General features: G+C 45.9%; 14 protein-coding genes and 1 pseudogene. 8 read left to right on the top strand and 7 right to left on the bottom strand.

Annotation, left to right across the window (positions count from 1 at the left end; genetic code table 11):
- Window position 1 precedes the first annotated feature (1 nt).
- Both QUB64_RS05245 and QUB64_RS05240 read left to right on the top strand, forming a co-directional pair.
- Entirely contained in the window at window positions 2-1,267 is a 1,266-nt protein-coding gene (locus tag QUB64_RS05245; RefSeq protein ID WP_333270577.1) for a glutamate-5-semialdehyde dehydrogenase, read from the top strand.
- 883 nt (window positions 1,268-2,150) lie between these two features.
- A complete protein-coding gene (locus tag QUB64_RS05240) occupies window positions 2,151-3,263 on the top strand; it encodes a fatty acid desaturase family protein (protein WP_333270574.1) in 1,113 nt (370 codons plus the stop codon).
- 468 nt (window positions 3,264-3,731) lie between these two features.
- Here the strand turns inward: QUB64_RS05240 and QUB64_RS05235 are convergent, their stop codons facing one another.
- Both QUB64_RS05235 and QUB64_RS05230 read right to left on the bottom strand, forming a co-directional pair.
- Window positions 3,732-5,435 carry a lipoxygenase family protein gene (locus tag QUB64_RS05235; RefSeq protein ID WP_333325708.1) on the bottom strand — a complete coding sequence of 568 codons (1,704 nt, stop codon included), beginning with the start codon at window positions 5,433-5,435 and terminating at the stop codon, window positions 3,732-3,734.
- 595 nt (window positions 5,436-6,030) lie between these two features.
- Entirely contained in the window at window positions 6,031-7,164 is a 1,134-nt protein-coding gene (locus QUB64_RS05230) for an SAM-dependent methyltransferase (protein WP_333270569.1), read from the bottom strand.
- Window positions 7,165-7,642: 478 nt separating this feature from the next.
- Between QUB64_RS05230 and QUB64_RS05225 the strand changes: the two genes are divergently transcribed.
- On the top strand, window positions 7,643-8,686 hold the full coding sequence (locus tag QUB64_RS05225) for an adenylate/guanylate cyclase domain-containing protein (protein WP_333270568.1): 1,044 nt from the start codon (window positions 7,643-7,645) through the stop codon (window positions 8,684-8,686).
- A gap of 1,077 nt (window positions 8,687-9,763) precedes the next feature.
- Here QUB64_RS05225 and fabG read toward each other — a convergent pair.
- Window positions 9,764-10,528: a 3-oxoacyl-[acyl-carrier-protein] reductase gene (gene fabG / locus QUB64_RS05220; RefSeq protein ID WP_333270565.1), complete on the bottom strand. Its 765-nt coding sequence runs from the start codon at window positions 10,526-10,528 to the stop codon at window positions 9,764-9,766.
- A gap of 154 nt (window positions 10,529-10,682) precedes the next feature.
- On the opposite strand from fabG, the gene trxA reads away from it, so the two are divergent.
- Together trxA and QUB64_RS05210 are read left to right on the top strand one after the other, a co-directional pair.
- Window positions 10,683-11,000, top strand: coding sequence for a thioredoxin (gene trxA / locus QUB64_RS05215; protein WP_293148879.1), 318 nt, complete (start codon window positions 10,683-10,685; stop codon window positions 10,998-11,000).
- 88 nt (window positions 11,001-11,088) lie between these two features.
- Window positions 11,089-11,625: a hypothetical protein gene (locus QUB64_RS05210; protein WP_333270559.1), complete on the top strand. Its 537-nt coding sequence runs from the start codon at window positions 11,089-11,091 to the stop codon at window positions 11,623-11,625.
- A gap of 312 nt (window positions 11,626-11,937) precedes the next feature.
- Here QUB64_RS05210 and prmA read toward each other — a convergent pair whose 3' ends face one another.
- Window positions 11,938-12,828: a 50S ribosomal protein L11 methyltransferase gene (gene prmA / locus QUB64_RS05205; RefSeq protein ID WP_333270556.1), complete on the bottom strand. Its 891-nt coding sequence runs from the start codon at window positions 12,826-12,828 to the stop codon at window positions 11,938-11,940.
- Between the two features lie 453 nt (window positions 12,829-13,281).
- Window positions 13,282-14,865 carry a phosphoglycerate dehydrogenase gene (gene serA, locus QUB64_RS05200; RefSeq protein WP_333270553.1) on the bottom strand — a complete coding sequence of 528 codons (1,584 nt, stop codon included), beginning with the start codon at window positions 14,863-14,865 and terminating at the stop codon, window positions 13,282-13,284.
- Window positions 14,866-15,154: 289 nt separating this feature from the next.
- On the opposite strand from serA, the gene QUB64_RS05195 reads away from it, so the two are divergent.
- Together QUB64_RS05195 and QUB64_RS05190 are read left to right on the top strand one after the other, a co-directional pair.
- A complete protein-coding gene (locus tag QUB64_RS05195; RefSeq protein ID WP_333270551.1) occupies window positions 15,155-15,661 on the top strand; it encodes a hypothetical protein in 507 nt (168 codons plus the stop codon).
- A gap of 144 nt (window positions 15,662-15,805) precedes the next feature.
- Window positions 15,806-16,396, top strand: a complete 591-nt coding sequence (locus QUB64_RS05190; RefSeq protein WP_333270549.1) for a Uma2 family endonuclease — start codon at window positions 15,806-15,808, stop codon at window positions 16,394-16,396.
- Window positions 16,397-16,442: 46 nt separating this feature from the next.
- Here QUB64_RS05190 and QUB64_RS05185 read toward each other — a convergent pair.
- Together QUB64_RS05185 and QUB64_RS05180 are read right to left on the bottom strand one after the other, a co-directional pair.
- Window positions 16,443-16,820: pseudogene (locus QUB64_RS05185) on the bottom strand (PaeR7I family type II restriction endonuclease); the annotation flags it as partial.
- An 18-nt stretch (window positions 16,821-16,838) separates the two neighbouring features.
- Window positions 16,839-17,885 carry a DNA-methyltransferase gene (locus tag QUB64_RS05180; RefSeq protein ID WP_333270547.1) on the bottom strand — a complete coding sequence of 349 codons (1,047 nt, stop codon included), beginning with the start codon at window positions 17,883-17,885 and terminating at the stop codon, window positions 16,839-16,841.
- Window positions 17,886-18,056: 171 nt separating this feature from the next.
- Here QUB64_RS05180 and QUB64_RS05175 point away from each other — a divergent pair, with 171 nt between their 5' ends.
- Entirely contained in the window at window positions 18,057-18,836 is a 780-nt protein-coding gene (locus QUB64_RS05175) for a photosystem II S4 domain protein (RefSeq protein WP_333270545.1), read from the top strand.
- The last annotated feature ends 134 nt before the right edge of the window (window positions 18,837-18,970 follow it).

Genomic DNA, 18,970 nt, shown 5'->3' with positions numbered 1-18,970 from the left:
AATGATAATAGAGGATTTTAGCCATTCATCAGAGGGGGCCAATGTCGCCCGCCGCGCTTATCAAGCTTCTTTGGAATTGGCGGCAACCAAAAGTACGGATCGCGCTGCCGCTTTGCAGGCTATGGCGATCGCGCTCAAACGCCGACAAAATGACATTTTAGAAGCCAATACTCTGGATTTAGAAGCGAGTCGCGACATGGCGATTCCCGACTTGATTGTGGACTGGCTGAAGCTGACGCCGGAACGGATCAAGACAACTGTCCAAATTTTGCAACGCTTGGGGGAAATGCCAGATCCAATTGGCAGGGTGATCAATGCTTCTTATCAAGTCGATCGCTGTCAGGTATACTGTCAATCGCTGCCACTAGGGGCGATCGCGCTAATTTACGAGGCGTTTCCCGAGTTGGGGGCGATCGGGGCAGGTTTGTGTCTCAAAAGCGCTAACAGTTTGATTCTCAAAGGCGGCAGCGAAAGCTGGCAAACTAATGCTGTAATTGGAGAAGCTTTGATGTCGGCGATCGATGAGGTCGGTTTGCCGTCAGGATGTTTGCAGGTATTGCCGCCGGATCGGGGCGCTTCGATCCGGGATTTAGTCACTCAAGACCAATATCTCAATTTAATTATTCCCTACGGTAGGCCGAGTTTGGTGCAGCAGGTGGTAAGACTGTGCACGGCGCCCGTGTTGCGATCGGCAATGGGCAATTGTTACCTTTATTGGTCGCCGACTGGTAGTTTGGAGATGGCAAGGTGGATGATTTTGGACAGCCATCAAAGCGTGCCAGATCCGGTAAACGCGATCGAGAAAGTGTTGATCGATCGCAACCAAAAGCATTCTTCCCTAGTCAGGCTGTGGAACAGTTTAAAAGAAAAAGGCTTTAAAATTAGCGCCGACGCGGATCTCGTCGCAGATTTCCCTGACTTGAGGCTGGCTGAACCCTACGAATGGACTCAACCGTATTTAAACAAAACCATAGCGTTTAAAGTTGTTGATAATCTGGAAATTGCGATCGGCTGGATTAACCGCTACAGCAGCGGCCACGCTGACGCCATCGCCACTGAATCTTACTTAGAAAGCCGCCAATTTGCTCTGGATGTGAACAGCGCCTCAACTTTTATTAATGCCTCGCCTCGGTTTTGGCGATATCAAAATCGGGGAGATGCTATATTTTTGGGAATGTCTAACCAAAAAGGTTATCGCCGGGGATTGATTGGGCTAGATACGCTGACAACAATTAAAGAAATTGTTCAAGGTAACGGACAATTTTAGCTGAGTTACCTTTGGCAGTTTGGCTGTTGAATTTATACTAATTATAAAAAATATTGCTACTACCGAAATTAGAGCATTTTATCTGTATGCCAACGGCACAGTAGGGTGTCCAGCCGGAGTTATGCAAATGACAGATAATTTATCGACAATCAATAATAATTATATCAAGATTTTTTGACCTTGGTATTAATTTAAGTATATAACAATACGCGATTGTTAACGTTTTTTGGTCATTGCGCTACGGGAGAGCAATCTCCGGATCTATTTTTTACATCATGAAACCGGACGGGATTGCCTTAACAATCGCGTATTGAAGTATATAAGACTTATTTTATAAATATTGAATACAGAGGAAAACCGCAGATAAATGTAGATAAACGCAGATGTATTTCAAGATAGTGGTAGTCGTAGCGTGGCTCGCCTGCGATAAATCCTTAAGTTGCATATTGACGATCTGATGGTGACGTACCTAGTATTGTCAATGACCCGTGTCAACAACCCTCCGTTTCACTCTTTCGCAACACTTTTTTATAGCAAAGATTTGTAACAATGGTATAATATACTGTGCGATCGATGAACCGAAATCAGATTGGATATTTGCGGACTGAAGTCCGTACTTTTGTCTAAACGAGCGAACTGTTGTTGTTATTGTAATCGACCGAATATGATATAGTATTGTTCCAGATGCCGAGCCAAGCATCTTTTTTTGACAGCGAATAGGATTTTAAAAATGTCTGTCTAACACATATAAATATCATGTAAATATCATCATAAAATGAATTTATAAAATAAATTTATTCCCAAAGATGATATACTAATAAATATCAGAAAAATAATCTGAGTGACATTTTGGTATGATTAGCAAACAATGAATTCCGAAAAAATGCTCATTTCTTTAGACGAGACTGTCGATCGCGAAACGCTAATTCACCAATCGGCTTATGCTAAAAAATTGCGTCCGCTGCTGCCACCAAATGCCTTTGAACCAGATCCTAGCAAATTAGCAATACTGTTAATCAATCTGGGAATTTTATTGCTGGGATGGGGAATTGCCGACTATCTCGATCGCTGGTCTGTCTATCTTTTATGGCTTTACTTACCTTTAGCCGCGATTATGGGCAATAGTATCATAGTTTTGCTATTTAGCTCCCACGATTTGATGCACGGTAGCGTTCAGAAAAAGTCTCGGCTGACTTATCCGATCGCCTTTTTAGGCCTAAGTATGCTATTGATGCCACCTACTCAGTGGAAATCCCTGCACAACCTCGTACACCACAATACTACCAATTCCTTAGCAGACCCCGATCGCAATTACCTGCACCAGCAGCCCGATACCTGGGGAAAATGGATTCAAAATCTATTTGTACCGTCGGTGGAAGTCAATCCGCTGTGGTTAATTGTCGGAATGGCTGGATCGTGGGCGGTGCATAACTTCCGCAACGTGTCATCGGTATTGTTATTCAACGATAAATCTGTGGATTACGTGCCCGCTGCGTTTACCGTTAGTCCGAAAGATCGATCGATAATCGCCTGGGAATGTCTGGGAATCTTGGGAATTCATCTGAGCATCTTGTTCTACCTAGACTTTAACCCGATTAAAGTTACTCTGGCATACATTTTGCCGATCGCACTTGGTCATGCAGGAGCAATGTTTTACATCTATACCAACCACATGGGTTGTCGGATGACTAGCATTAATGACCCGCTGATCAATAGTGCTTCGCTGCGAGTTCCTAAAATATTTGACCTGCTGCACTTGCATTTCTCTTACCACACAGAGCACCACATTTTCCCCAGCATCAACTCAAACTATTACCCGATGGTGCAAGAGTTGTTACAAATTCACTATCCCGATCGGATGAATTTAATAAATGCTGGGGAAGCTTGGCGGTTGCTGATGGAAACGCCACGGCATTACAAAGATGAAGTTACCTTCACTGATTCTTTAGCAAAAATGTCCGTTAATTGCAGTATTCTGGAAGAATATAAAGGCTAATTTAACTATGTTGAAAAAGTAAGGTGTGCAGTGCACACCTACGGCTTTTACACAGTTAGGATCGCGAATTAAATAACTTACAATTTTAATTGTTATTGTGGGATGGGCTCTTGAGCATCGTCCAAAAAGGGCGGGCTACAAGAGCCCACCCCACAAACTTGTGTAAGTTATTTAATTCTCATTCCTTATATCATGTCCGAAGATTGGGTTTGTAGTGAGGACGCAGAGTCAAGCGTTATGGATGCGGACTCTTCGGGGGCACTACAAACCGTTTTGATGGCGGGCTAAGCGTTGCGGAGGGAATTGAGCGGACATCAGATTATTTTAGGTTACATCGGGTTAAAAACCGCCGAGCCAGTTCGGCGGTTTTTAACGATGATTTGGTATTATATCATGTCCAGTCGATTACCATAACAACAACAGTTCGCGCGATCCAATCTGATTGCGTTCAATCGATCGGACACGATATTAAATGCTGATGCTATTGATCACTAAAGAAGGTTTGAGAGCAATATATGGCACTAATCGCTTTTTATTGTTGGCATCAATCTTCTGTTCTGCCATATTCAAATCTTGCTGGAACTGTCTGACTAATTGTTGAATGGGAGTTCCCTCAAAAACTTCGTCGAAGGTGGCACGGTAGAGTTCTCGGAAAGATCGATCGTAATAACCCAAACGGTCATATTTATAAGCTGACAGAGTAAACAGAATTTGCAGTTGATCGGCAGTTTTTTTGTAGGGTGGAAGCAACTGTAGAAGCTTCAGTTCTGTAATTACTTCTGGAAGACCTGACTTGTTAATTCCCGGAATATCCCGGTAGCCAGCCAAAGGCATATTGGCGGCAAAACTCATGTATTGATGCTGGGTATAATTCACAGCAGAATGCTGCGGCCCACAAGTGAAAATCACTGTTGTGACAATTTCAATCAATTGTTGAACATCGTCAATGCGCTGTGGCATTCCTTTGACTTTACCTCCTGTCTCGGAGGATAATTCTTGGGCCCAGCGTTGCAGTTCGCTATCATCTGTAATTTTCTGCTTGGTCGAGTAAAAGTATTTGAGATACCCGGATACAAAGGTTTTAATTGCGTTCCAAAGCAGCAATCCGTCATCTCGGTAAGGATAGTGAGGTAATTGAGTTGTGTTGTCCATTCCTCGGTTTTTTAGTTCCGTTGGGAGGGCAAATTGATCGAGACTCCAGTTAGTGCAGGCTTCCCTGCTGATATCTATTGTCTCTGGTAAGGTTCCTGCTAGCAACTCATCAACTGGGCCAGCAGGGCTGATCAACTGAGCGCGTGCGAGATTGTTGTTGGTCAACATGAAGCGAAAGTGGGGTTTGAGCAGTAAGCTGAGGGGATGATTTTCAGCTAACTGTCGGGCTGTGACGATCGCGATCGGTTCCATGACAAGATGGGTTCGACCTAAATGCGAGCTCATTTCGTGGTGATTGGCGTCTGCTATTTGCACGCAGACTTTGGCAAACAACCAATCGAGGGGCGGATCGGATGGGGTGTAGATATGGCTGCCCGGTTTGGGGTCTAGTTGGATGGCCAGGGGTGCAAGTTCACCCCGATCGCGCACTCCCGTCCACCGCCAAGCGAAGAAAGCACGGGGTTTCGGCAAGTATTTCCTGCCCTTTTCATAGGTGCCTCCTTGAATTCGAGCAGGCGCGCGATAGTTGGCGTCAGTACCCGTGTAATCGGCAATGTAAATACTTTTTTCCCGAAACAGTTTGGGGATCTCCAATAATGGCTGCTTGCTGTCAAGTTTTGTGAGGATTTCTGCCCGGGGGTCGGTGGCATTTAAGAAGCGAAGCACCATCGGATTTGCCCCTGACAAGCGCTGTTCGGCAAAAGAGCGATCGGTTTGGTAAGTCTTGGCAACTTGAGGCAGCCGCAGCACGGTAAAGAAGTCTTCATAGTCTTGGAGTTCGTCGAGAGGATCTAGAAAAGATCTCGCCTGGACTGCCAACATATTTACAGGAAGTTCAGCAGTTGCTAATATCCGTTCTCCAATATAGTCGCTCGAAAAATTCTCGATCGCTGGCACGGTTTTTAATAATGCCAAAGGTGATAAACTGTTATAGTCAAACTGATAAGCTTGTTGCTGGCGATTCAAGTAATCACTGCGCTGTTGTTTGTTGGCATCGTCTTGAGGAAGGGAAGGTTTCATAGTTTTTACCATTTATCAATTTTAGCCCTTATTTTCTAGTAAGATATAGGTAACAATTACCACATATATGGGCTGGGAACAAGCAAGTCTTGTGACTCGATCAGAGAACTTGATATAATCATAGTTCGGATACTGGTAATTGCGCTCCGGACAGTTTGGACTGATGTTTCTGCGACTTGTCGCTGTACTGGTACTATGGGATAATCAGTCAAGCTTCGTCCCGAACTCCAAGCCATTGAGCGAAGCGAAAGTTATCCTAATTCAAAAAACCTATGCAACAGTAGCTTCGGTTTCCCTTCGTTCCAGTCAACCTACTGTACCATGATTTTTGGCCAACGCCTAGGATCGCAAATGAGTTCGTGTTCGGTTATCTAACCATAATTAAGGAGGACTCGCATTCCGAACGATCGAACAAGGAGGACTTTAGTCTTCATTAAAAACACGGGCTAATTATAGGTAATTAGCCGGAGTTCACATCTGGGGCAGTCCTGGACGCACTCCGACTCTCATCAACCGAGCTTTTCACTGTGATTGAGAGTTTGAACGAAGTATGGGGGTGAAGAAAACCGGTTGATGCGTCCAGGAGCGTCAGCGATTAGGCATGAACCATTAAATATTGACCGTTGCCGTTATATTCACCATCGCAACTGGCGAAATTAGCAACAAACCAAATCAAGTAAAACCGCCAGATGCGGCGAAATTTGGCATAGTCGATGCCGTACTCTAAATCTTTGACTATCGCCTGAGAGTCATCAAAGTTTTTCAGCCAGTTAGCAAAGGTTGTAGAGTAATTGTATCCGTTGAGATACCATTGTTTGATGGTTTTGAGGTCTTTGTTGTAGCTGGGAACGGCATCGTATTTCCAGTAACGGCCGTGGGGGAAAATGTATTTGTGGGTGAAAACGCTGGAGATGTTGTTAGGGGTACGAACTGTGATGATGTGAATGAAAACGCGGCCGTTATCTTTGAGGAAAGAGGCGAGCTTTTGGAAAGCTTTGGTTAAATTTCCGACATGACAAAAAACTCCGATCGAGAGAATTTTGTCAAATTTGGTGTCGAATTGGGCGTCGTTCAAATCGCCTTCAAATAGGGTAAATCGACCTGAACTGAGGTAGCTTTCGGGGTCTTGCATCTTCTGACGCATATATTCGCATTGGTGCTGGCTGAGGTTAATGCCAGTAAACTGGACATTGGGGAATTTGCCAAGAATGTAATTGGGAACGCAGCCCCAACCGCAGCCAAAGTCTAAAATTCGATCGCCATCCTGAATCTCTAGCTTCTCAATCACATCATCAATCATCTGGATTTGGGATGCTTCGAGGTTGGCGGCTCCTTTTTCCCACAATCCCATGCTGTATTTAGGATAAATGAGTTTGCTATCGCCTAACATGGGATTCAGCATGGCTTGAGGTAAGTCGTACTGAATTTTCATTAAATCTCGCGGGCCTTCGGCTGTATGCTCTGTTTCTTTGAGTACCCATTCGTAGGGTGCGAGGAGGGAGGGAAAATACTTAAAAAAGACGGGCATACAGGTATCAAAAAGACCTCGCAATACAGAATCCGGTACTTCTAAGCCGTTGATATAAGACTCTGCTACTGCCATTTGCACCGCGTTTACTGCACTGACTGCGACGCGGGTTACTCGGTAGGCGATCGGGCTTTTGAGATGGATATTTCCCACCAGCGGGATGTGCTGTTCGATGTTTTGTAGGGCTGTTGATGAACTCATGGTTATACGGGTTTTAAAGATGCTGCTATTCTATCTCAAGCAAATTGGCTGCTCCTTAGGGAGCAAAAAAACTCAAACTCTTATCAGGTAAGGTTTGGCAGAAAAAAACCTGAAAAACTCTCAAAATATCTGGCGGTTGCAGGGGATTCAATAACGGATTTATAGGGTTTTCAGCTATCATAAATTTATTAAGAATTATGTCAGTTAATTTGAGCTTTGAGCTTTGAGCTTTGAGCTTGATTCCACAGGCTTTACTTGGCATGGAATTGAGGTTTTTTCATGGCACGATCGCCAATTTAACGCTGAGTTTGTTGTGCGGTTGAGCTGACGGCACGAGAAGCAAGTGCCGATCGCCACTTATACTGAATGAATCAGGCTATGCAGAAAAGATGTCAAAAAACCGGGTTTGCAGATAGAGTCGCTGCAATAACAGATGTCCGCTCGTCCATGCCTCGCTACTTAGCTAGAAACGCCACATATGCCAGAGATTCACTATCTGCCGGACGATCGCGCGATCGAAATATACGACAACGATATAATTCTGGAAGCTTCGCTGCGTGCAGGTATTCCCCACACCCACGCCTGTGGCGGTAGTGCGCGGTGTTCGACTTGTCGCGTCTTGATTGTCGAAGGTTTAGAATTTTGCTCGCCCCGCAATTCAGCGGAAGATGAGCTGGCGAAAAAATTGCGTCTAGAGCCGGAAATTAGGCTGGCGTGTCAGACGCAGGTGGCGGGCGGGAAGGTGATTTTGCGCCGGCTGGCGATCGATTCTGAAGACTTGGAATCATTTAACGACGAAATGGCCGGAAAGTTTATTCATGCTCCGGTGGGTCAAGAAAAGAAAATTGCAATTTTGTTTGCCGATATTCGAGGGTTTACGCCGTTTGCAGAATCGCTGTTACCCTACGATGTAATTTATGTTTTAAATCGCTATTTCCAAAAAATGGGTTATGCGATCAACCGCAACGGCGGGATGATCAATAATTATATGGGCGATGGTTTTATGGCGCTGTTTGGGTTGGAAAACTCAGACAAGGCGGCGGAACAAGCGGTGAGGGCTGGGGTGGATATGCTGGAGGAACTAGAGAAACTCAATCCCTATTTTGAGACTTTATACCGTCACAGGTTGCGGATTGGGATTGGGATTCACTGCGGTTTGGCGGTTGTAGGGAACCTGGGGGAGTCGAAAAATCAGTCGGTTACGGCGATCGGGGATGCGGTGAATTTTGCCAGCCGGATTGAAGCTGCGAACAAGCAAGTGGGTACAAGTCTGTTGATTTCCCAGGAGACTTATGAGGAAATTAAGGATTTGGCGATCGTCAACCAGTGCGTATCAGTTAAAATCCCCGGAAAAAGCGGCGAATATCCGCTTTACGAAGTTGTCGGAATGCCGCCGCTACCCGTAGAAATCCAGGAGATTTCCGAGGTTGAGAAAAATTCGGTTTGGCAGGATTTTGTCAATAAGTTGAGGGGTTTATTGGCTGCGGCGCGGAATTGGATTCGGAAAATATTTGAATTGTGAAATTTAGATTAATCTGAGCAGATAATTATTGTGATACTAAAGCATTCAACGGGATGGCAAGATTATTCGCAGGGTGCGGATACATCGGCAATCCTTAAATAAAAATCTGGTACATCTGTGTTTGTCAAATATGTGTGTATGGGCTATAGCATGACCTCCGTGAATATAAGATTATAACTAATAACTTATATGCGGTCATGCTTCGCCCTCTTCAAAAACCAGATGCACCCGAAAAAGCGACAATCTTAAATATCCGCACCTTACATATGCGACTAAAGTGTCTCACTCCGCGCCACAATTGTCGTGTAGCAATAGTTTTTATAAATCGTATTAGATAGAGTTAAGAATATATAGCCTTTCTCAGAAAGATGAGGTACTCATGGGGATAGGGGATAGGGCATAGGCCTCCGTGGGCATAGGGCATAGGCCTCCGTGGGCATAGGCCTCCGTGGGCAAACAGGGCATTGGGCATACCTCACCACGCTTGAGAACCGCTATAAGTATTGTTGTACTCAAGTATTCAAGGGGATAGTTTGTATGGATAATCTCTCCGAGCTTCTCAAAAAAATTAAGAATAAACCTTCAGTCTATTTGTGCCTGGTGTCAATTAGTTGCCTTCAGGCTTTCTTGTCGGGATATAATGTGGCACAGTACCAGCTTGGCGTACCTCTAAAAGAAGAAAACGCTCTATAGCAATCCTTGCAGGAGTCGTAGATTTTTTACCCCACCCCAACCCTCCCCTTGCTAAGGGGAGGGAGTAAGAAGAAGTTCACAAATGATTTAGGATCGCTATAGATGGCTTTCAAGAATAGATATAGAAAAAATTTAATATTGATTCATCTCAAGTATGGGCAAATAGAATTATATTTTTTTCTCAGGATGAGACGGATGCCCTAAATAGCTTTTTTGAACTCTTTAAATAGCTTTTTTGAACTATTTGAGGAGTTTTGTCAAAGTAAGAAGGTGGTCGAATCGGGGAAGGTGCACCGATAAGAACCCTACAGGGATTTGAAATAAATTCATAACCGCAGATATCCGCGTTCATCCGCGTGCATCTGCGGTTAAAAATGACCCAATCTAAGCCATCACCATGCCGCCATCGACATTAAAAACTTGCCCGGTAACATAGGCCGCCGCCGCATCCGCTGCCAAAAACTTCACCATCCCCGCAACTTCCTCAACTTCGCCGTATCTTCCCAGCGGAATGTACTTTAAAATCTCATCAGATTTGACATCTTTTGTCATATCTGTGGTGATAAAACCCGGTGCAACCGCATTTACAGTAATTGCGCGACTCGCCAACTCTTTCGCCACAGTTTTAGTAAATCCAATTACTCCAGCCTTCGCCGCACTGTAATTAGCTTGTCCGGGATTTCCCATTTGGCCGGCAACCGAAGCAATATTAATAATTCGGCCGCTGCGCTGTTTCAGCATGATTTTGCTGGCAGCTTTTGTACACAAAAATACGCCGGTGAGATTCAAATCAATCACTGCTTGCCAATCTTCTAGCTTCATCCGCAGCAGCAAAGTATCGCGGGTGATGCCGGCATTGTTCACCAAAATGTCAATCCGTCCCCATTTTTCCATGACTTTGCTGATGAGTGCATCTACTTGGTCAGTTTTGGAGACATCTGCTGCAAGGGCGATCGCCTCTCCACCTGCTGCAATAATTTCTGCTACGGCTTCATCAGCCGCAGCACTCGAACTCGCATAGTTAACGGCGACTTTAGCGCCCTCTGCTGCTAAGCTGAAAGCGACGGCGCGGCCGATTCCCCGGGATGCACCGGTGACTACGGCAACTTGACCCCGCAATCTCTGATATATCTCTGGCAATAATTCCATAATTCTGTCCTCGCAAATCTACGCTCACAAAATTCTGCACTAAAATCGATCCAGAACCAAAAAAATTTATACTGACTCACCGAGTTCAGTTGTCACAATTCCTTACTCGTTAACCCTTCGGGTATAATGGGCGTCCCTTTACCACATTTTTAAGATGGCAGTTCAAAAACAGTTCAACAGTTTTGAGGAGTTACTATCGAGCTCTGATTTGCCTGTACTGGTAGATTTTTATGCTACTTGGTGCGGGCCTTGTCAGATGATGGTGCCGATTTTGGAGCAGGTGAGCGGTCAGACGAAAGATAAGCTCATGGTTGTTAAGATTGATACGGATAAGTACGAGCAGTTGGCTTCGCAGTTTCACATTTATGCTTTGCCGACTTTGGTGCTGTTCAAAAATGGTGTTGAGGTCGATCGCATTGAGGGAGTATTGCAACCGGCGCAGTTGATCGATCGACTGCAACCTCACTTGTAACCACCGCCGATTATCTCACACCCGGGGGTGCGTCAGCCAATATCTGATAGATTATGGACAAAATAGTCGTAGCTGACGCACCCTACCTATGAAAACTCCCAGTCACGCTATTATCAATCTGGCTATTCTGGGTAAACCGCAACTGCCGCAATTTAATCTGATTATTGCGATCGGCGGAATCTTACCCGATATCCCGATATTTTTATTTTACTTTTGGGCGAAGTACATTGCTCGCTTGCCGTCCGCTAAAATCTGGTCGGAAGCATACTATGAGCCTTTGAACCAAAATATTGTTGCTTTGTTTCATTCGATTCCCCTAGCGGTGATTGGTTGGTTAATTGCTTATTATTTAGGTTGGCAAAATGTGCAAATTCTGTTTTTGAGTATGATTTTGCACTCTTTGGGAGATTGGCCAGTTCACAATGATGATGCTCACAGGCACTTTTTTCCGTTCAGCAATTACCGTTTTATCAGTCCGATTTCTTATTGGGATCGGAATCACTATGGGTCAATTGTTTCTGCGATCGAAATGTTGTTGGTGATGCTGTCAAGTTATCATGTTTTTGGTTTTGTTCAGTCTTCTGTTGGTAAGATATTGTTGATTTTGGTGAATAGTTTTTATTGAATCGGCTCTGTCTCTTTTTAGGTTCGTTCTCTAATATCATCTGCTGTCGAGCGACCGCGATAAAATTGGTTTGTAGTGAGGACTTTAGTCCTCTTTCGTGGTCTGAAGAAGGACTTTAGTCCTGACTGCAAACTTAATATAATTTCTCGATCTTAATGATTCTGCTGCAATTACTATCTTACCCAACTTCTGTAAGGTGCGTCAGCTAATATCTGATTGCTGGTGAATTGAATTATGCTAGCTGACGCACCCTACAAATTACTGAATAAGGACTCGCATTCCGAACGATCAAACCCTGCTAATTCCTAATTCTTAACTCCGCCGAATATTGAAACAGCACCAATCTTGGCGCTTCCACAGAGTAGCGACAATCCAGCCGTGCTGTTCGAGGGTGTCTGCAATTGGTTTAGCTTGTTCGAGCAAAATGCCGCTGAGAACTGCCCAAGTAGTCGGCTTGCTAATGGCGGTGAACTGCGGTATCAAATCTATGATTACTTCTGCTAGAATATTGCACATCAAACCGTCGATCGGGCCGTCGGTCATTTCGATCAAACGATCGATACTTCCGAGCTCTGCAACCAACTGCTGCGGTTTTATGCGGTTGAGTTGTCGGTTGCTAATTGTCGATCGCACTGCTAAGGGATCTGTATCCAAAGCATAAACTTTTGTGGCGCCCAGCAAAACGGCGCCGATCGACAAAATACCCGATCCGCAGCCGATATCAGCAACAATGCACTTGTTGTCATTAAAACCGAGGCGCATTTCCAGCGACTCCAGACAGAGTTGAGTTGTAGCGTGAGCACCAGTACCGAAAGCGACACCTGGATCTAAACGCAAGACAACGCGATCGGTATTAGTCGGTGGGGGAAGCCAAGCCGGATTAACTAAAAAGCGATCGCCCACTTCTTGAGGCTGCCAGTGCTGCTTCCAAGTGCTGCCCCAGTCTTCATCTTCAATCAAATCCCACTGCATCGCAGGTAAGGGAAAACCCGCACACAAAGCATCTTGGCGCAGCCACAAAGACAGGGCCGCCAAATCCAGCAATCCTGCTTGTTCTTCGGGTAAATAAGCCGACATCAGGCAGGAATTGCTTTTGATCTGAGTGGCAGTTCCCCGACAGTTAAACCGTTCCAGACGCCAAAAGATGATATCTTCCAGCGCCGGATCGCAAAGAATTCTAATTTCCCACCAGCTATGTGCCATAACTATTTTAGATTTTAGATTTTAGATTTTAGATTGGCCCGTCAGGAACTGGAGACTGGGAACTGGGGAGTGAGGAATGAGGATGGACTAATAGAAAAATTCCAGCTTTGTTGCCAATTACCAATGACTAATTACCGATTACCAATTATCAGTCCCTGCATCCGCCCATCTCAACTCCAAAATCCTTCAAAGATTTACCGTGTAACGATTTGAGATTTGAGACTTGAGATTGGCGGCACCTAAAATCTCAAATCCTTCAAAGATTTACCGTGTAAAGATTTGAGATTTGAGATTTGAGATTTGAGATTCGAGATTGGCGGAGGGAGACTGGGGACTTGACGGTTAGGATTGACGTAATAGAAAAAATTCCAGTTTTCTTGCCAATTACCCGTTACCAATTACTGAATTACCAATTATCAGTCCCTGCATTCAAAACCTAAAATCTAAAATCCTTCAAAGATTTACCGTGTAAGCATCCCGAATTCCCGGAACTTTGATAATTTCAGCCAATATCCCCTCTGGTAGAGGGTCATCGAGGCTCAAAACCATCACCGCATCGCCGCGGACGATTTTACGGCCTACTTGCATACTGGCAATATTGACATTAAAACTGCCCAATTGGGAACCAATTTTGCCAATAATTCCCGGCATATCGCGGTGCAGGGTAAACAGCATATGGTGAGTCGGGCAAACGTTGACTGGGAAATCGTCAACGCTGGTAATCCGAATTTCGCTTTCGCCGAGGACTGCACCCGTGACTGTGTGTTCGCCGAGAGTTCCCTTTGCCGAGAGGCGCAGAGAGCCTGTGTAGTCGCGGATTGAGGCGTCTCTGGTTTCAACGACGCGAATTCCGCGTTCTTTGGCTTCAATGCTGGCGTTGACGTAGTTAACGCGCTCTCGCAGGGCTTGGGAGAGCAGGCCTTTGAGGGAGGCGACGACTACGGGCTGGCTTTGGTTGCTGGCCAATTCGCCTTGGAGTTGGACGTTGAGGTAATCGACTCGGCCTCCGGCTAGCTGGCTGACGAGGTTGCCTAGGGTTTCGGCGAGTTGCAGGTAGGGTTTGAGTTTTTCGATCGAGTCTGGGTAAATTCCGGGGATGTTAACAGCCGATCGCGCGGGGAGTCCCAACAACACATCACGGATTTGTTCGGCAACATCGATCGCCACATTCACCTGAGCTTCAGCGGTGGAAGCTCCCAAGTGAGGCGTCAGCACGATGTTTTGGCCGACATTCCGTAGCGGAGAATCAGCTTCCAGCGGCTCATGTTCGTAAACATCGATCGCTGCACCGGCGATCTGGCCTGATTTAATAGCTTCTGCGAGGGCTGCTTCGTCGATGATGCCACCTCTGGCGCAATTAATAATCCGGGCCGTGGGCTTCATCTTCGACAGCACGTCAGCGTTAATTAAGTGCAGGGTTTCCGGCGTTTTGGGGATGTGCAGCGTGATGTAGTCGGATTCGCGCATCAGCAGTTCGAGTTCTACCAAGCGACAGCCCAACTGTTCGGCTCTTTCGGTGGAGATGAAGGGATCGTAAGCGAGCAGTTTCATGCCCATTGCTTTAGCTGCGGTGGCGAGATGGGAGCCGATTTTGCCCAAACCGACGATACCGAGGGTTTTTTTGTAAACTTCTACACCGATGAAGCGGTTGCGTTCCCATTTACCGCTTTTGACGGAGGCGTTGGCTTCGGGGATGTGGCGGGACATCGAGAGCATCATGGCGATCGCGTGTTCAGCGGCGGCGATCGTGTTGCCTTCGGGGGAGTTGACGACTACAATTCCTTTGCGGGTAGCGGCGGGTACATCGACATTATCTACGCCAACGCCGGCTCTGCCGATAATTTTGAGGAGATTTCCGGCTTCAATGATTTCTTTGGTAACTTGGGTGCCAGAACGGATCATCAAAGCGTCGTAATCTGGAATAATTCGCACGAGCTCTTCGGCACAGAGTCCTGTGTTTACGTCAACTTGTGCGACTTGGGAGAGGATGTCAATTCCGGCTTGGTCGATCGGATCGGATACTAGAACTTTAGGCATAGCAAGCAATTGAGTGCAATAGTAAAAATAGGCCGAGGGTTGGCGAGCTCAAAGTTGAGACTTATGACTTAGAGCAGTATCTAACAGCTCAGCTCAAGCTTGCCTTTGTGCAGTTTGAATTGTATCTGTATTCGGTCAAGGTCGGTCGTTTTTGCGTGAAATATTTTAGCTTTGCGGGCGATCGAATGCGAGCGATCGTCTGAAAAACGCCCAATTGCTTAGGTAGCAAGTCTTTTCAGGCTATAATAAATTCCGGGTATCCGAACCTAACTATCAGGAATTGTGGTCAATGAATTATCTTATCGCCGTACTGCCCGATCGAATGCAAGCCGAAGCTGCCTATTGCGCCCTAGAAAAAGAAGGCTTACCCATGAAGCAAGTGAGCATTTTGGGCCGCGGCTACAAAACTGCGGATGAATTTGGCTTAATCGACCCCAACCAGCAAGCAAAGAAACAAGCTAAACTCATGGCTGTTTGGCTGATACCGTTTGGCTTCATTGCGGGCGTTACTTTTAGCTTGATGACAGAGTTGAAGACTTTTGCATGGGCGGGCGAAATTGGCGATCACGCGATCGGCGGAGTGCTCGGTGCGATCGCGGCCGGAATGGGCAGCGTATTTGTCGGCGGTGCGGGAGGAATGGCTTTTGGTAGCGGCGATGCTTTACCGTACCGCAACCGTTTGAATGCGGGCAAATTTTTGATTGCAGTTAAAGGTAATGACAATTTAACCAATAAAGCTGCGAATATTTTAAAGCAGTTTGAACCGGAAAATATGCAAGGTTATACAGAGACTTAATTCCCATCTGCGTTCCTCTGCGTACATCTGCCTACATCTGCGGTTAAAAAATCCAAGTTAGTATTATGGCAACAATCTAATATTGACTTGGATTCAAGTTGTGTTACCAGAATATTTGACCTTACTTGATATTTGGAGAAACCGATGGAAGTTCAAACGCTCGCCTTATCTTCTCCGCTCGAATTAACAATCGATCTAACTGACGAACAATTTTTTCAGTTGTGTCAAGAAAACCGAGATTTCAGATTTGAGCGTACTTCTACTGGAGGATTAATTATTATGTCACCTACGGGTAGCTATAGTGGCAACCGCAATATTGATTTATCGTATCAACTCCAAAGTTGGAGCCGTCAAAATAAGCATTTAGGAATTGCTTTTGATTCTTCAACTGGATTTAAACTACCCGACGGTGCAGATATTTCTCCCGATGCTGCTTGGATTCGGCGCGACAGGTGGGATGCTTTAACTCCCGAAGAAAAAGAGAAATTTGCACCAATTTGTCCCGATTTTGTGGTGGAATTGCGCTCGCCCACAGATTCCCTAGAAAAATTGCGGGCTAAAATGAGATTGTATCTGAAAAATGGTGCTCGTTTGGGCTGGTTGCTCGATCGCAAAAATCGGCAAGTAGAAATCTCCCGTCAAGGTAGAGAAGTAGAAATTTTAGATGCGCCTCGAACTGTCTCAGGTGAAGATGTACTCCCCGGTTTTGTGTTGGATTTAAGTGATATTTTGTAATCGGTAAAAACAGCAGTTGAGCGGGGCATAAAATCTGTAACCTACCCTACAGCGCATGACGAATAAGCCGTTCCAAAAAATTGGCAGCCGACAAGTCTGAACATGGCTCCGTATAGTTGGGATTTTGTGCAGCCTGTTCGCGATTTGTCACTAAAAAACAAGCAGCCGTGAAATGCCTTTCCCGCACCATCTTCTGACAAAAAAGTTTGTAGCGTTGAGCATAGCTTGCCCCTCTAAACTCCGGCAAAACCGCGAAATGCGGTTCAGCAACCTGTACCGGGTTGCGCGAGGCCGGGCTGTCTTCTAAAACAAACAGATATCCTAACCACGGTGGCGGAGGTGCTTCGCCAAACACTCCTTCCCGGTAAGCTGTCCAGATGTCGAGAGCCGCCCCCATCGCTTCTTCTGTGCGGTTGTTGAAGTTATTGGCAAAGCTGTCCCGTCATTCGGCAATCTCCGCCATCAATTCCTCATAGACTACGCGCAAGCCATAGGTTTCTTGCATCCGTTTCAGCGCCATCTGATGGTAATTTGGCTCAACATCTACCCCGATACTGTTGCGTCCCCAGTTGGCTGCGGCGACGCAGGTTGTCCCCGTCCCCATAAATGGGTCAAGTACCGTGTCCCCAGCAAAGGAAAACATCCGCACCAGCCTTTCTGCTAGTTCCAAAGGATAGGGGGCGGGGTGTTGCTTGGTGGAAGCGCCTTTGATATCCTGCCAAATTTGTTGAAACCACTGTCGGTGTAAGGTTTCCGGTATCACGGACAATACCCGTGCTGTCAGGCTGGGACTGCGGTAGCCCCCTGGCTTGCGCTGCATTAGGATAAATTCGATGTCGTTTTTGATGACACCTCCGGGCTCGTAGGGTTTGCCGAGAAAACTGGTGCCGTTTCCCGCTGCTTCTAGGGAAGCATTGGCTATTTTGTACCAGATAATCGGTGCGAGGTTATCAAATCCCAGATGGCGGGAGTTTTCCTGAATGCTGGCGTGCAGGGGAAATACCATGTGTCTCCCAAACCGCCGGCGCGCAACACAGACATCGCCCACCACAATCACCAGCCGTCCGCCGGGGACTAAAACGCGCCATATTTGCTGCCATACTCGATCGAGCTCTTGCAAAAACTGTTCGTAGTCTGCTATTTCCCCAAGCTGGTTTGGGTTTTTGAGATATGCTTTTAAATTCCAGTACGGGGGCGATGTGACTACCAGATGCACGCTTTCATCGGGAATATCTATCAAGTTTCGGCTATCGCCCTGTAGCAGGGAATGGAAAGATGGCAAGCTTTGCACCCGATGCTGAATTTCCTGGATCAACGCCTTATTTTTGCTGATGGCAGGAATGGCGCGCTGTTCGTCTGCTGCTAATAATGCCGCTGCTTCCTCGGGTACAAGGCTTTTATCCTGTAGCGCTTGTTTCAACGGTTCGGCTGCTTCCGGAGACAGAAACCGCGTTGAAATATTAACCTTGCTTAAACTCGAAGACTTCATACATTTTGTACAATAATCACGTTCATCATATCAGCTTTACCAGCAACAAAAATCATCATGTCCTGATTTGACAATCTTAGGCTATAATTAGAATAGTGCGACTGTTAAAGAAGTAGAGTTTTTAGTTACAGCAAGGTTTGGCAATTTCAAATTAGAATCAAAAATTGACTGATGTTACAAAAAGAAGAACTGTTAAAAGGTATCGAAAATCGCGAATGTGTGGCGCGGGCATTAGACCAAGCGGAACAAGCAATTAAAACTTGGGAAGTTACTCTGACTGATTTTCTGTCGCCGCCGGAGTTGGCGGATACTCTGACGGTATTTAAGCGCTTAAGTGATGTGGAATTAGTGCCTTGGGGCGGCTACCCGCAAGCTGAAAGACAGAGAATTGCGATCGCCCGATCGTCCATCCCGATCGACTCTGCGAGTGTTAGCGTTACTGCGGTGGAGATAGCCGGCAATTTCCTGTTCGACACCGCCAGTCACCGCGACTTCTTAGGCGCTATGCTGGGTACGGGAATTGTCCGCGAGAAAACCGGCGACGTGATTGTGTTGGGCGAACGTGGCGCGCAGGCGATCGTCATGCCGGAAATGGTAGAGTATCTGGAGATGAGTTTGCAGCAAGTGCGATCGGTTCCTGTGAAAACTCGGCGCATTGAGTTAAGCGAACTAAAAATTAGAGAACCCAAAAAGAAAGAAATGACAACCGTTGAAGCATCGATGAGATTGGATGCTGTGGCTTCGGCCGGATTTGCCATGTCTCGCAGCAAAATGGTTGAATTCATTGACAGAGGTGACGTGCGAGTTAACTGGAAAGATATCACCCAATCTAGTTATCACGTTAAATCTGGAGATTTAATCGCTGTTAGCGGTAAGGGAAGATTGGAAATTGGGGAAGTTATGGTAACTAAAAAAGAACGCTATCGAGTGCAGTTAACTCGATATTTGTAATTTTGACCATCTCGTTGAGTTCAAAGAAACCGGGTTTTTTAGGAGATTTAGGGCGGTCGCGAATTATTTCGGAAAAACCCGGTTTCTGGTCATCTCGTTGAGTTCAAAGAAACCGGGTTTTTTAGGAGATTTAG

It is taken from the genome of Microcoleus sp. Aus8_D2 (genome assembly GCF_036702665.1).
Taxonomy (GTDB): domain Bacteria; phylum Cyanobacteriota; class Cyanobacteriia; order Cyanobacteriales; family Microcoleaceae; genus Microcoleus.
Note: the sequence above shows the minus strand (reverse complement) of the source record. Positions and strands in the feature narration are given on the sequence as shown.